The organism is Vibrio sabulosilitoris, from assembly GCF_055391395.1.
In genome coordinates, this window is sequence record NZ_AP029599.1 from 3,260,752 (window position 1) to 3,274,433 (window position 13,682).

Annotated in this window: 12 protein-coding genes; 7 read left to right on the forward strand and 5 right to left on the reverse strand. The window is 49.6% G+C overall.

Going from position 1 to position 13,682, the window contains the following annotated elements; translation table 11 throughout:
- Positions 1-23 precede the first annotated feature (23 nt).
- On the reverse strand, positions 24-761 hold the full coding sequence (gene pgeF / locus ACZ5R2_RS15295) for a peptidoglycan editing factor PgeF (RefSeq protein ID WP_464902386.1): 738 nt from the start codon (positions 759-761) through the stop codon (positions 24-26).
- A 4-nt stretch (positions 762-765) separates the two neighbouring features.
- Complete coding sequence (gene rluD, locus ACZ5R2_RS15300) at positions 766-1,743, reverse strand: 23S rRNA pseudouridine(1911/1915/1917) synthase RluD (RefSeq protein ID WP_438475986.1); 978 nt, start codon at positions 1,741-1,743, stop codon at positions 766-768.
- Between the two features lie 128 nt (positions 1,744-1,871).
- On the opposite strand from rluD, the gene bamD reads away from it, so the two are divergent.
- The 5 genes from bamD to yjjX all read left to right on the forward strand — a co-directional run bounded on the left by bamD (position 1,872) and on the right by yjjX (position 6,810).
- Positions 1,872-2,597, forward strand: a complete 726-nt coding sequence (gene bamD / locus ACZ5R2_RS15305; protein WP_464900169.1) for an outer membrane protein assembly factor BamD — start codon at positions 1,872-1,874, stop codon at positions 2,595-2,597.
- 124 nt (positions 2,598-2,721) lie between these two features.
- Positions 2,722-4,173 (forward strand): MltF family protein, encoded by a 1,452-nt coding sequence (locus tag ACZ5R2_RS15310; RefSeq protein WP_464900170.1) that lies wholly within the window; start codon positions 2,722-2,724, stop codon positions 4,171-4,173.
- Positions 4,174-4,482: 309 nt separating this feature from the next.
- A complete protein-coding gene (hpf, locus tag ACZ5R2_RS15315) occupies positions 4,483-4,809 on the forward strand; it encodes a ribosome hibernation-promoting factor, HPF/YfiA family (RefSeq protein WP_464900171.1) in 327 nt (108 codons plus the stop codon).
- Positions 4,810-5,045: 236 nt separating this feature from the next.
- Complete coding sequence (pheA, locus tag ACZ5R2_RS15320; RefSeq protein WP_464900172.1) at positions 5,046-6,221, forward strand: prephenate dehydratase; 1,176 nt, start codon at positions 5,046-5,048, stop codon at positions 6,219-6,221.
- 73 nt (positions 6,222-6,294) lie between these two features.
- A complete protein-coding gene (gene yjjX / locus ACZ5R2_RS15325; protein ID WP_464900173.1) occupies positions 6,295-6,810 on the forward strand; it encodes an inosine/xanthosine triphosphatase in 516 nt (171 codons plus the stop codon).
- Between the two features lies 1 nt (position 6,811).
- Here yjjX and trpR read toward each other — a convergent pair whose 3' ends face one another.
- Together trpR and sltY are read right to left on the reverse strand one after the other, a co-directional pair.
- Positions 6,812-7,123 carry a trp operon repressor gene (gene trpR, locus ACZ5R2_RS15330; RefSeq protein ID WP_464900174.1) on the reverse strand — a complete coding sequence of 104 codons (312 nt, stop codon included), beginning with the start codon at positions 7,121-7,123 and terminating at the stop codon, positions 6,812-6,814.
- A gap of 76 nt (positions 7,124-7,199) precedes the next feature.
- Positions 7,200-9,131: a murein transglycosylase gene (sltY, locus tag ACZ5R2_RS15335; RefSeq protein ID WP_464900175.1), complete on the reverse strand. Its 1,932-nt coding sequence runs from the start codon at positions 9,129-9,131 to the stop codon at positions 7,200-7,202.
- 383 nt (positions 9,132-9,514) lie between these two features.
- Here sltY and ettA point away from each other — a divergent pair, with 383 nt between their 5' ends.
- Both ettA and ACZ5R2_RS15345 read left to right on the forward strand, forming a co-directional pair.
- A complete protein-coding gene (gene ettA / locus ACZ5R2_RS15340) occupies positions 9,515-11,182 on the forward strand; it encodes an energy-dependent translational throttle protein EttA (protein ID WP_464900176.1) in 1,668 nt (555 codons plus the stop codon).
- A gap of 265 nt (positions 11,183-11,447) precedes the next feature.
- On the forward strand, positions 11,448-12,482 hold the full coding sequence (locus ACZ5R2_RS15345) for a peptidoglycan DD-metalloendopeptidase family protein (RefSeq protein WP_464900177.1): 1,035 nt from the start codon (positions 11,448-11,450) through the stop codon (positions 12,480-12,482).
- A gap of 68 nt (positions 12,483-12,550) precedes the next feature.
- Here the strand turns inward: ACZ5R2_RS15345 and tyrA are convergent, their stop codons facing one another.
- Complete coding sequence (gene tyrA, locus ACZ5R2_RS15350; protein ID WP_464900178.1) at positions 12,551-13,678, reverse strand: bifunctional chorismate mutase/prephenate dehydrogenase; 1,128 nt, start codon at positions 13,676-13,678, stop codon at positions 12,551-12,553.
- Positions 13,679-13,682 lie beyond the last annotated feature (4 nt).

The following is a 13,682-nucleotide window of genomic DNA, read 5'->3' on the forward strand; positions in this document are numbered from 1 at the left end:
GGTAAGGCGCAGCGCTAAGGGCGCTACGCATCAATCCAGATACAGGTCACTTGCCTTCCGGTAACGCCATCACGACGGTAAGAAAATAGCGACTCCTTCTCCGTGTGGGTACACAACTCACTACGGTAGACCTCATCAACACCAAAACGGTTGAGCACCATTGTCGCTAGTAGGTGCATATTGGCAAAATACTTACCACTCTCATTGGAGCTCGGTTTAAATGCCACTTGCGCTTGGCGATTTTGCCCAACAAAGGCATCAAACACATCCTGACCAACCTCAAAGGCATCTGGACCAATCGCAGGCCCTAACCAAGCGATAATATCGCTTGGTGATTCAACCGCAAACTTAGCTAGGGCATTGTCGACAATGCCATTGGCAAGACCACGCCAACCGGCATGTACCGCCGCTACCTGCGTCCCTGCTTTGTCGGTGAGTAGGACAGGAAGGCAATCCGCCGTCATCGCTGCGCATACCACGCCTTGCACGTTAGTGAAGGTTGCATCCGCATCAATAACCTCAGCCGTCGGCTGCACAAGCTCGTGAACATAGTTGGAGTGAGTCTGATTTAGCCACACTGGATTCGAAGGCATCTCGGCCGCGAACACCAAGCGCTGTCGATTGAGTTCCACTGTGCTGTTGATGTCCCCAACATGCATGCCGACATTGAGTGAATCGTATGGGGCAAGCGAGGCGCCTCCTTTTCTTAGCGAAGATATCGCCTTGATATTCACTGGCGCAGGCCAGTTAGGGACAATCATCATATTAGAACTCGTCTGCTAGACCGTGGATTTGTGTGTCTTCACGCAGCGCTTCCGTAATGGCAACCATGTCATCTGGGATCGGGGCGTGGAACTCAACCTCTTCACGGGTCACTGGGTGCTCAAACTTGAGCATCGCCGCATGCAGTGCTTGACGGTCAAACTGGCGAATATGCTCAGTAAGCTCTTCAGAGGCACCATTCGGAATGCGTGCACGACCACCGTATGCCGTATCACCCAACAGTGGATGCTGAAGGTAAGACATATGCACACGGATCTGGTGCGTACGACCGGTCTCTAGGCGCAGGCGAATACGCGTATGCTCGCGGAAATGTTCTGCAACGCGGTAATGGGTTACCGCAGGCTTACCCATTGGACTGACAGCCATCAGGGTACGCTTGGTTGAGTGACGACCAATTGGCTGCTCAACACGACCACCAGCGGTCATACGACCAATCGCAATCGCCTCATACTCACGGGTAATGTTGCGTTTTTGCAGTGCACGAACCAAGCGAGTTTGTGCAGGAACGGTTTTCGCTACCACCATCAAACCTGTGGTGTCTTTATCCAAGCGGTGAACAATCCCGGCACGCGGCACTTCCGCCACCTGTGGGCAGTGGTGCAACAATGCGTTGAGCACTGTGCCATCGGGTGTGCCCGCTCCTGGGTGAACAACGAAGTCGCGTGGTTTGTTGATCACCAAGATGTCGTCATCTTCATAAACGATATCCAACGGGATATCTTGTGCTTCCCAGCGCTCTTCGTCCTCAAGCTCTGCTTGCAGCACGATTACCTCGCCACCCATCACCTTGGTGCGTGGCTTAGTGACAACTTGACCATCCACTGATACCTTGCCTGACAATAGCCACTCCTTGAGTCGCGAGCGGGAGAAATCAGAGAACAATTCAGCGATTGCCTGATCCAGACGCTGACCTAGTTGGCTATCTTGTACGGTTTGTGTTAACTCAATCTGTTGTGCCATATCGAACTTTTTTAAAAACTGTGAGACTAATGACCACTACTGTGGAAGAATAGGCGCTATTGTATCTGTTACAGTGTAGAAAGTAACGGAAGCGCAGAAAATATTTAATTATGGATTGAACACCTGACATGAAATACCGCACTTTATCAGGCCTACTCGCAACTGCACTTCTTTTCGGCTGTTCGAGCACCGAAGAAATTGTCCCTGACGTACCACCTTCAGAGCTTTACGCTGAGGCGCAAACTGCCTTGCAGGGCGGCAATTGGATAACGGCCATTGAACAACTTGAGGCTTTGGACTCTCGCTACCCATTTGGCGCATACTCTGAGCAGGTACAATTAGATCTGATCTATGCCTACTACAAGAACGACGACCTGCCACTTGGCCTCGCCACGATTGAGCGTTTTATGCGCCTTAATCCAACCCATGAGAAAATCGATTGGGTGTTGTACATGCGTGGCTTGACGAATATGGCGCAAGACCGCAACTTTATGCACGACATCTTTAATGTCGATCGTAGCGATCGTGACCCTGAGCCGGTTAAGGCTGCTTTCGCTGATTTCAAGCGACTGCTAGAGCGTTACCCGAACAGCCAATATGGCAATGATGCACGTCAACGTATGTTGGCCCTAACCAATCGCCTAGCCGAGTATGATCTGGCGACCGCTGACTTTTATCTGCGTCGTGAGGCATGGATTGCGGCCATCAATCGTGCCCAAGAGCTGCAGCGTACCTACCCGGACACGGAAGCGGCTCGCAAATCTTTACGCATTCAACTTCAAGCTTACGAACAGCTAGGGCTGCAAGAGCCTGCGCAGCGTACCCGAGAATTAATCGAACTTAATCCGCTGTAATCTCGCTATTTTACCCTTGAGCGGCTACCTTTTAGGTAGCCGTTTTTATTTACTCCCCTGCTCGCTGATACGCCACTTTGCTACTAACCCTGAACAAACTTCTCTTTAGTGCGTGAGGTTTACTATGCAGTTATTCCGCTACCTGATGGTGTTATGCACCTGCTTTTCCCTCAATGCTTGGGGGCTGGCACTTGCTCCCCTACAAAAAGACCCTTACCTAGGAGACATGGATACTTTTATCGAAAAAGGGGTGGTGCGGGTATTGGTCTCTGCTGACCTTGGTTTTTACTACGTAGAATCAGGGCGACCGAAAGGTATCGTCGCCGAGTTGCTTTACAACTACGAGCAGCAGCTCAAAAAGCGCTCTGCCTATCTGAAAATTCAAGTAATTCCTGTCGCGCGTGATGATCTTATTCCGTCACTCACCAAGGGCTACGGTGATTTGGCGGTCGCTAACCTTACCATCACCCCTAAGCGTTCACTACAAGTCGATTTTAGTGACCCATTAACCAATACTGTGCGCGAACTTTTTATCACCGATAAAGCGCACTCCCCTATTGCCAGTATCGAACAGTTGAGTGGTGAAGAGGTTTGGGTTCGTAGTAGCTCGAGTTACTTTGAGAGCCTGCAGAAGATCAATGCAGAGCTGCATCAGAGAAACCTTCCGCCTATGTTGATCGAGTTTGTCGAGGAGACACTGCAAGACTTTGAATTGTTGGAAATGATCAACCAAGGCCATATCAGTAAAACTGTACTTGATGGCCATAAAGCCAAGCTTTGGCTCGATGTCGTTGACAACATCCAGATCCACGATGCGTTGCCACTGCGTGAAAATGGTCAGATAGCCTGGGCGATGCGTAAGCAGTCTCCGCAGCTCAAGGCTTCAGTGAACAAGTTCATCAAAACCGCTAAGGCCGGCACCCTGCTTGGTAACGTGCTCTATGGCAAGTATATCCAAAACACTAGTTGGTTAAAGCAAATCCTTAACCCAACTAAGATCGAGCGCCTGGAGTCCCTCTCCGGTATTTTCGAGACCTACTCAGAGCGCTATGGCTTTGACTCTCTAATGATCTCTGCGCAGAGCTTTCAAGAGTCTGGGCTAGATCAAAGTAAAGTCTCTCGCGCTGGCGCGGTTGGGATCATGCAGATCCTCCCCAGCACAGCCAAAGACCCCAATGTTAATATTCCCAATATTTATGAAGTGGAAAACAACATTCATGCGGGCGTCAAGTACATGCGTTTTATCAAAGACCGCTACTTTGATGACGACACCATCACCGCAGACAATCAGGTCTACTTTGCACTGGCTGCCTATAACGCCGGACCTGGCAATATTCGCCGCATGCGTCGCCTTGCAGAAAAAAACGGCTATGACCCCAACCAGTGGTTCCACAATGTGGAGATAGTGACGCGACGAAACATCAGTCGCGAGCCTGTGGAGTATGTGGCAAATATCAATCGGTATTACGTGATTTACAAGCAGCTCGAAGAGATCTATGAGCATGAAGAGAGCAGCAATGCAGCCACATTGACAACCAAACCGAGACTATCAGAAAGAAACCAACGGGAAGATTAACGCACTCGAGGAGAGTCGGTGATACTCATCACGTTTTTTGGTTGAGCAAAAAAACAGCACCAACCTAGCTTAGGTTGTACAAAGCCCCTAAAAAACCGGGGATTTTTAGTAATGACTCTTACCAATCTAACCACTCAACGAGCTAACTCAAGTTTTTATGCCAATCTTTTTGCCAGTCTTTGTCAGCGATCACATTTGTGTTTGTCATCAAAATTACACCTCACAAGGGTGATCAGCATCACGTTATTTCATCACTAGAAACGTAATCTGGAGTTAACCCATGAGGGATGACACAGAGGAAATACACATATGAAAATAAACATGACTGGCAAGAACATCGAACTAACCTCTGCTATCCGCGCTCATATTGAGAGTAAATTCAAAAAGCTAGAAAAGTGGCAAGTCGACATAATCAGCTGCCAAGCTAGCATCAGTGAGGAACCAAACAAACAGAAAAAAATCGAAGCGATCATCACTGTACCAAAGGGTCAACTCATCGCTTCGGCAAGTGGAGAAGATCTCTACGCAGCAATTAACGAAGCTGAACAAAAACTCGAGCGCCAACTTAACAAACTGAGACACAAGCCAGCAGCGCGCCGAGCTGATAAACCTGAACTTGAGCCAATTGAAGAATAACCCACAACGAAAGTGAGATTAGCGCCCGCAAGGGCGCTATTTTTTTGCTTGACGCTCATTGGGCGCTTGCTTATTGTAGAGGCAGATAGATTAAATTTTAGATACTTATGCAGACTTCACGATTTTTCTTTGGCCTCTTTTTTATCCGGTAATCCCTGGAGGCTAAGTGGTTCGTGTCGCAACATCAGATGAACAAAAGCCTCCCACCAGGGAGGCTTTTTCGTAAGGACATCAATATGAGTGAAACCCAGTATTCGTTGGATAAAATCCGCCTGCGCCTCAATGAACTCGACGATCAGTTGCTTAAACTGCTCTCTGAGCGACGCCAAATGAGCATCGAGGTCGCAAAATCTAAGGTACAGACCTCTAAGCCAGTACGCGACGCGAGCCGCGAGCAAGAGTTGTTGGTGAAACTGATCAATAATGGTAAGTCTAAGTACCAGCTCGATGCTGAATACATCACTAAGTTGTTTCACACCATCATCGAAGATTCTGTTCTGCTCCAGCAAGCCTATCTGCAAGAGCTTGCCAATCCAGACCACCAAAAACCCCTAGCGCGTGTTGCCTTCCTTGGAGCCAAAGGCTCATATTCACATCTGGCTAGCCGTGAGTTTTTCTCGCGAAAAAATATGGAGTTGGTCGAGCTCAATTGTGATGTCTTCAAAGAGGTCGCCAAAACCGTAGAGAGTGGTCACGCCGACTACGGGGTACTACCAATCGAGAATACCAGCTCTGGCTCAATCAATGAGGTCTATGACCTTTTGCAGCACACCACTCTCTACATTGTTGGTGAGCTTACCCTACCTATCGAGCACTGCCTTGTCGGCGTCAGCGATGTCCGTCTTGAGGACATCACCACTTTATACTCGCACCCACAACCTCACCAGCAATGTAGTGAGTTCCTGAGCCGCCTGAACAACGTCAAGCTGAAAACCTGTGCCAGCACCGCGGATGCGATGAAAAAGGTTCAAGAGTTGAACCAGCCTGAAATTGCGGCTATCGGCAATGCCTCAAGCGGTAAACTGTATGGGCTGCAGCCTCTGCAAGGCAATATCTCGAACCAAACTGAAAATCATACTCGTTTTATTGTAGTGGCGCGCAAACCAGTTGATGTCTCACCGCAAATCCCGGCCAAGAGCACCTTGATAATGTCGACATCACAGCAAGCTGGCTCTCTCGTTCAAACTCTGCTCGTGCTGCAGCGCTTTGGTATCAATATGACCAAGCTGGAGTCACGCCCAATTATGGGCAATCCATGGGAGGAGATGTTCTACGTCGACCTCGAGGCACATCTGGACTCCGAGGACATGCAGCAAGCCCTTGAGCAATTGACCAAGATTACCAAGCACCTGAAAGTGCTTGGCTGTTACCCGAGCGAGAATGTGAAACCCACCCAGGTTAAACTGATATAATCGCTTTCCCCGGCAACCACCAAGGGCTTGTCGGGGGCTTTGTCCCATCGAAACTAAGGTCAACTATCAGCCCATGAAAACCGTCGTTATCGCCTCACTTAACCCCGCTAAAATCAATGCTGTGAAAGCGGCATTTAGTGCTGTATTCCCTGAGCAGAATTTTCATTATCAAGGGGGCAGTGTAGCCAGTGAGGTCGCGGATCAACCAATGTCGAATGCCGAGACCAAACAAGGCGCACTTAATCGTGTCAGTAATGCTCGTCATGCAGTAACAGATGGTGACTTTTATGTCGGCCTAGAGGCCGGAATTGAGCAGAGTTCAACCTTTGCCTGGATGATCATCGAGTCGGGAAGCCTACGTGGCGAGTCTCGCTCATCAAGCCTGCAACTGCCACCAGTTGTAATGGACAAAATCAGCCAAGGTATAGAGCTTGGTGATGTGATGGATGAGGTGTTCTCAACCGAGAATATCAAACAGAAAGGTGGGGCGATTGGTTTGCTGACGAACCACCTGCTCACTCGCAGCAGTGTTTACCAGCAGGCGCTTATTCTCGCGCTGATCCCATTTTCAAACCCCGACCACTTTTGATTTAGTCTGCGCGCGAGCGGTCTTTGAGGACTAGCTGCTCAATGGTCGCTTTTTGCTCACTCGACTTTGTTTTCAACTCTGCCGAACCGCGTGTAATGGTTGCAACCCCCACGCCGAGCAGCTGACTAATTTGGCGCTGGGAAAGGTCACCCTTAAGTAGCTCACACACGATATTCACCCGTGTCTGTATCGCCTCGCGCTCATCGGGTGTCATCAACATCGTCAGCAATAGCTCGTGTTGACCCTGCTCAACCGATTCTTTGATCAACGCGCTTATCTCTGCCCAATGGTTATATTCTGGTTTGGATGACATGTGAGCAACCCTTAAACATACAACAAAACCCCAATACTACCGCCAGTGATGACAAAATCCTATCCCCTCCCTGAGGTTAATAGCGTTGAAGCAGCTCCTGCTCGGTAAGAAACTGCGCCGGGAGCTCTAGGTTATCTCGATAGTAGGTTTCAAACATCAGGATATTTTGCACATAGTTGCGAGTTTCATAAAATGGGATCGCTTCGATAAAGGCAAAAACATCCAGTTGTGCATCGCTGCGCTCTCGCCACTGCCTAACACGTCCAGGCCCGGCATTGTACGCCGCCAAAGCAAAAATCCGATTGTCATCATAACGATTCATCAAGCTCTTAAGGTACTGGCTGCCAATCTCGATGTTCTTTTCCACCTGATATAATTGCTGACTACCGGAGTAGCTAAGTCCAAATTTCCTTGCCGTGTCTTTTGCCGTGGCTGGCATAATCTGCATGATCCCTCTCGCTCCAACCGGTGAGCGCGCCTCGACATCAAGCGCACTCTCTTGCCGTGCCAACGAGAGCAGTGTGGTGAGATTGAGGTCGTGTCGCTTGGCGTAAAACTCAAACCACCAGCGGTGCGCAATCGGAAAGCGCAGCTCGATGTTATCCCACATCTTTGCCTCAATAGTCGCTGTAACAGTCAGGTGATACCAACGCTTGCTCGCGGCAAAACTAGCGAGCAGCTGTTTGTCTCCTTGCTCAACACGACTGAGTAAAAAGCGCCACTCGCTCTTCGCAGTAGTGATCTTGTCTCGTCGTATCAGCTCTTCTATCCGAGCAAGGCTTGATTGGTAAGCCGCCACCTGGCTTTGATCATAGGGCAGGCTGCTAGTGGGGTACTGATAGTCCTGCTCCAGAGCCGTTGCTGCTGCAACGCTGTAAAAATTACGCTCGCCAACCAGGCTTTGTAGTTGCAACTCACCACGCTCGGTATTGTCCAGCGCAAGATCTGCCCTCGCCTGCCAATAACTCCAGCGCTGGGATTGCAGCGCATCTGAGCTAAGCAAGCTTAGCCACATCTCGACGCCCGCCCAATCTGCTTGTCCAATCGCCAGTCGCACACGACGCTCTATTAAGCTCTGATCACTGGTTCGCTCGATGACTGCATCGCGCCACGAAATTAAGCGCTCGCTGCCTGTGGTCATCAGTCGCCTTGCGGTATAGTCCACGACTGATTGTGACTGATCGGGTGTCAAAAAGTTGGGCTTTATCTGATCTTGAGCCTTGATGGCTTGCTCGGTGTCACGACGAGCGAGTTTTTTCAGAGCCAACTCAACCAGTTTCTGATTATAAGCATTGACTGTCTGCTGACTTGTAAAGGTGACAACGGTGTTTGGCTTGCGATTGAGCGCCAACACTTGCTCCGCCTTGCTCTGTGCTTGCTCAGATTTAGCCTGACGACTGAGGTAACTCATCAAACTGCTGTTACGTTGTTCAAATGCCAATAACATCCGCTCGAGAATATCTTGATCGGTTTTGTGTCCCGCTTTCGACCAAGCCCTAAAAAGTGGGTCACAAGCATCACTGACGCTGCGGCCACTTTGCCATAGGGTTTTCGCGCCTGCATAGGCAGCATCGGTATCCCCAGTCTCAAGTTTGGCGACATAATACTGACATCGATAACGCTCATCATTAGGCAGATTGGGCTGAAACACGAGCCAATCACTCCAGCGACGTTTAGCCGCGAGGCGATCGAGAAAGACGGCACGGATCGAGCGAGAAAAAGGCAAGGTGTTGTGGTCAGTGATAAACTGCTCAACCTCAGCGGGGCTGCGCTCAGCGAGATCAATCAGAAACACACGGTAGTCTAAATAAGGGGTAAGTGGGTATTGGGTGATTTGCGAGCGCAGAGCAGAAAAGCGCTCAATTTGACGCATCTCGACCAATGCCTTGGCATCATCATACATCTTGCGCTGCTCTTCAAGCGTGGCTCCCTTGGCCTTTGATAACCAACTGCTACCAAGAGCCAACACTGCCGCTGCCGCACAACATACGGTTGCAATTTTCAACATCGAGTGTCCTTTTGATCAATACATCCTTGCCCAGCCGCGCTTGTCCCTGCACAGCTGTATAGCAGTTTATCCATTAAGTCTAGGATAAGCTCACCGGATACCCAAGTGACCTCAAGGTGCAGACTTCAGAGCCAATATACGTGCACATATCAAGGAGAATGACTGCAGACATGGGCCCTCTTTTACAGTCATTTGACGCAAAGTTAAGCCTGTCTATTGATTCTCTCTGGGGGACTTTACTTGTCTCACTGAAACGGCATCTTAAGGTTACTTGGCGATATCAGAATTTGGATTGTTTAATTCCAAGGTTGGTAACATCTTGTAGGGAATTGGTATAAAATAGAGGATTGAATTTGCAATTATATTTTTAGGAACGATCGGCAATGGCTGAATACGTATATACCATGTCGCGGGTGAGCAAAATCGTGCCACCAAAGCGTCAAATTCTTAAAGACATTTCTCTAAGCTTCTTCCCAGGTGCAAAAATCGGCGTTCTCGGCCTCAATGGTGCGGGTAAATCAACCTTGCTGCGTATCATGGCTGGAATTGATACGGATATCGATGGTGAAGCGCGCCCACAACCGGGTCTAAATGTGGGTTACCTACCTCAGGAGCCAGTACTGGATGAATCGAAGACGGTGCGTGAAATCGTTGAAGAGGCGGTGTCTGATGTTGCTGGTGCGATGAAACGTCTTGATGAGGTATATGCCGCTTATGCAGAGCCAGATGCCGACTTTGATGCCCTAGCGAAAGAGCAAGGTGAGCTAGAAGCGCTGATCCAGGCAAAAGATGGCCATAACCTAGAGAACTCGCTTGAGCGTGCTGCTGATGCGCTGCGTCTGCCTGAGTGGGATGCGAAGATTGAACACCTGTCCGGTGGTGAGCGTCGCCGCGTCGCTATCTGTCGTCTTCTGCTAGAGAAGCCAGACATGCTTCTGCTCGATGAGCCTACCAACCACTTGGACGCTGAATCAGTTGCATGGCTAGAGCGCTTCTTGGTTGATTACACAGGTACCGTTGTTGCTATTACCCACGACCGCTACTTCCTTGATAATGCAGCTGGTTGGATCCTAGAACTTGACCGTGGTGAGGGCATCCCATGGGAAGGTAACTACACCTCTTGGCTTGAGCAAAAAGATGCACGTCTACAACAAGAAGCCTCGCAAGAAAAAGCACGTCAAAAGACCATTGAGAAAGAGTTGGAATGGGTTCGTCAAAACCCGAAAGGTCGCCAAGCAAAATCGAAGGCACGTATGGCTCGCTTTGAAGAGCTACAAAGCGGCGATCATCAGAAGCGTAACGAGACTAATGAGCTGTTTATCCCACCAGGTGAACGCCTAGGTGACAAGGTTATCGATGTACAAAACCTGACCAAATCATTTGATGGTCGCGTGCTGATTGATGATCTCTCATTCAGCATTCCGAAAGGCGCGATTGTCGGTATCATTGGTGCCAACGGTGCGGGTAAATCGACCCTATTCAAGATGCTTAGCGACACTGAACAACCAGACTCAGGTACCATCGAGATGGGTGACACAGTGAAGTTGGCATCGGTGGATCAGTTCCGTGATAGCATGGACGACAGCAAAACGGTATTCCAAGAGATCTCTGAAGGCGCTGATATCATCAAGATCAATAATTTTGAGATCCCAGCGCGTGCTTACTGCTCACGCTTTAACTTTAAAGGCTCAGATCAACAGAAGATCATTGGCGAGCTATCTGGTGGTGAGCGTAACCGTGTTCACCTAGCGAAACTGCTTAAAGCCGGTGGTAACGTACTGCTTCTCGATGAGCCGACCAATGACCTCGATGTAGAAACCCTGCGTGCGCTGGAAGAAGCGCTGCTTGAGTTCCCTGGCTGTGCCATGGTTATCTCGCACGACCGCTGGTTCCTAGACCGCATCGCAACCCACATCATCGACTACCGTGATGAGGGCCAAGTTAACTTCTACGAAGGTAACTACACCGAATACATGGAGTGGTTGAAGAAGACCCTTGGTCCTGAGGCTGCAGAGCCACACCGCATTAAATACAAACGTATTGCTAAATAACATTACTGTTTGATTTTTTAGACAAAAGCCGTTAGAAATAGCGGCTTTTGTGATCTTGATACATAAAACCTGCATGCCACGCGTGTTAAATTGATAGCTTTGTTCCAGTTCTAGACTAGAAACCTTGACTAAACCGAGCCTGTTGCATGTGCAATGGCGGTTTTGGCAAGCGAGGCTTAACACTCCGCCCCAGAGTAATAAGACAACGAGCTTATGCGGCGTGGCTTGAAAAAGATCCTAGTTTTTTACCCCAAACCAAGAAGCTATGTCTAAAAAAATAACAATACAGGTTCCAGCGTCAGCGGGAGAGCAGCACTTCGCTTTATCTCGAGTCGCTCTAAGTGGCCTATTATTCATCACTACGGTGTGTATAGGTACAACTGCTGTCTATATCTACTCAACCCAAGATCAGATCCAACAACTTCATCAAGCACTTTCAGCCTCGCAACAAGAGTCGCTGCACTCGCGTCAACAACATCGAACGCTGCTCAGGACTCATCATGACTTAGAGATGTTGCTTGCCGAGCAAGAGGACGAAGTGCACCAACTCAATCAAGATCTCGCCAGTAAGCAACAAGAGATAAAGATCCTCGGCCAACGAGTTTATGACGTTGAGCATGTGCTTGGCTTAACAGATGAAACTGACCCAACTTACCAAGACCAGCTCGAACAGCGCATCGATGCTGCCGCGCTCAACTCCGCCGTGAGAGCGACCCTACTGCGTCTATTACCCAACGATACACCAGTCAATTTCGGCCGTGTATCGTCCTCATTTGGCCGTCGCACCAACCCAATTACCGGCAAGGTTCATACCCACACCGGTATCGATCTCACCTGTCAGGTAGGTGAGCCAATCTATGCGCCCGCCGATGGCGTGATAGAAACCGTACGTCCAAGTGACAGTGGCTTTGGCAACTTCTTAACCGTGCGCCACGCCTATGGCTTTATGACCTCCTATGCACACTTGCACCAGTTTAAGGTGCGCAGCGGTGCCTTTGTTGCCAAGGGCGATCAAATTGCCACCTGTGGCAACTCAGGCAACTCAACTGGACCACACTTACACTACGAAATCCGCTTCTTGGGTCGAGCCCTCAACCCGCAATACAGCATCGATTGGTCACCGGATAACTTTGATTATCTGTTTGAGAAAGAGAAGCGAGTCAACTGGCAACCCCTGCTGGAGCTCGTCGACAACTCAGTAAGAATGCAGGTCAATCTCACCAACGCGCCTTCAAGCAGTCCATCGCTTAAAACGGCTAGCCATGAGACGGATGCCGACAGAGAGCTAAGCACCCAATAAAGCGCCATGCTCGCAAAAACACAAAAGGCGACCTTATGGTCGCCTTTTATTTCGTTGTGGGTAAACAATTAGCCTCGATGAATACTGTCATTTGCCTGCTTGAGTAGATGCTGGCTTTCAGACATAAACTGCTGCGAGTAATCACCAAACCAGTTACTGACCTGCTCAAAGCTATCAACGAAATGACGCTTGTCTTTACCATCAAGCAGCGCCAATGCCTCACCAAAGCAATGGTGGAAACGCTTGATCATATCGATGTTCTCTTGTGAGGAGAGAATAATGTCACCGTAAAGATTTGGGTCTTGCGCAAACAGACGGCCAACCATCGCCAACTCCAAGCGATAAATTGGCGAGCTAAGCTGCAGCAACTTATCAATATTAGGGTTCTCGCGACTCAAGTGCAGACCATAAGCGAACGAGGTAAAGTGGCGTAGTGCCTGGATCAGCGTCATACCGTGGTCGTGCTCCTGAGCATCAACCGAACACAGGCTCGCTCCCCAGATCGCAAACTGCTCTAACAGCCACTGGTAGCGCTCAGGCATACGCCCATCACAGTACACTATCACCTGCTTGGCTAGGCTGGCCACATCCGGACCAAACATCGGGTGTAAACCCACCACAGGGCCAGAATGAACCTGTTTCATCGCCTCAAGAGGCTGTGATTTAATCGAAGTCAGGTCACACAAGATGCAATCTGGTGGAAGATTTCCGAGGCGTTCAATCACGCCCTTGGTTAGGTGAATTGGCACCGTCACAACCACCAGTCCAGCATCACTCAACAGCTCATCCGCGCGATGCCAATCTTGGCTGCCCAACAGCTTCACCTGGTAGCCAGATAGAGTGAACATCCGTGCAAACAGGCCGCCAAGTTGACCACGACCACCAACGATGACAACCGAACGCAGCTCAGGATTAAGGCATTTAAACCCTGAGTCTTTCTCACTCGCATAGGACTCACGCATGGTGCGACGCAGAATATCTTCGATCAGTTGAGGCGGCACGCCCTTCTTTTCTGCCTCCTCGCGTCGAGAAGCCAGCATCGCTGCTTCTCGGTCTGGGGCATAGATAGGCAGGCCATGTTCACTTTTGACCTCGCCGACCTTCTCGACTAGCGCAAGGCGCTGGGCAAGAAGGTCTAAGATTTGCTTGTCGACTGCGTCAATTTGATCGCGTAATCCGTTCAGTTCAACTGCCATGGTG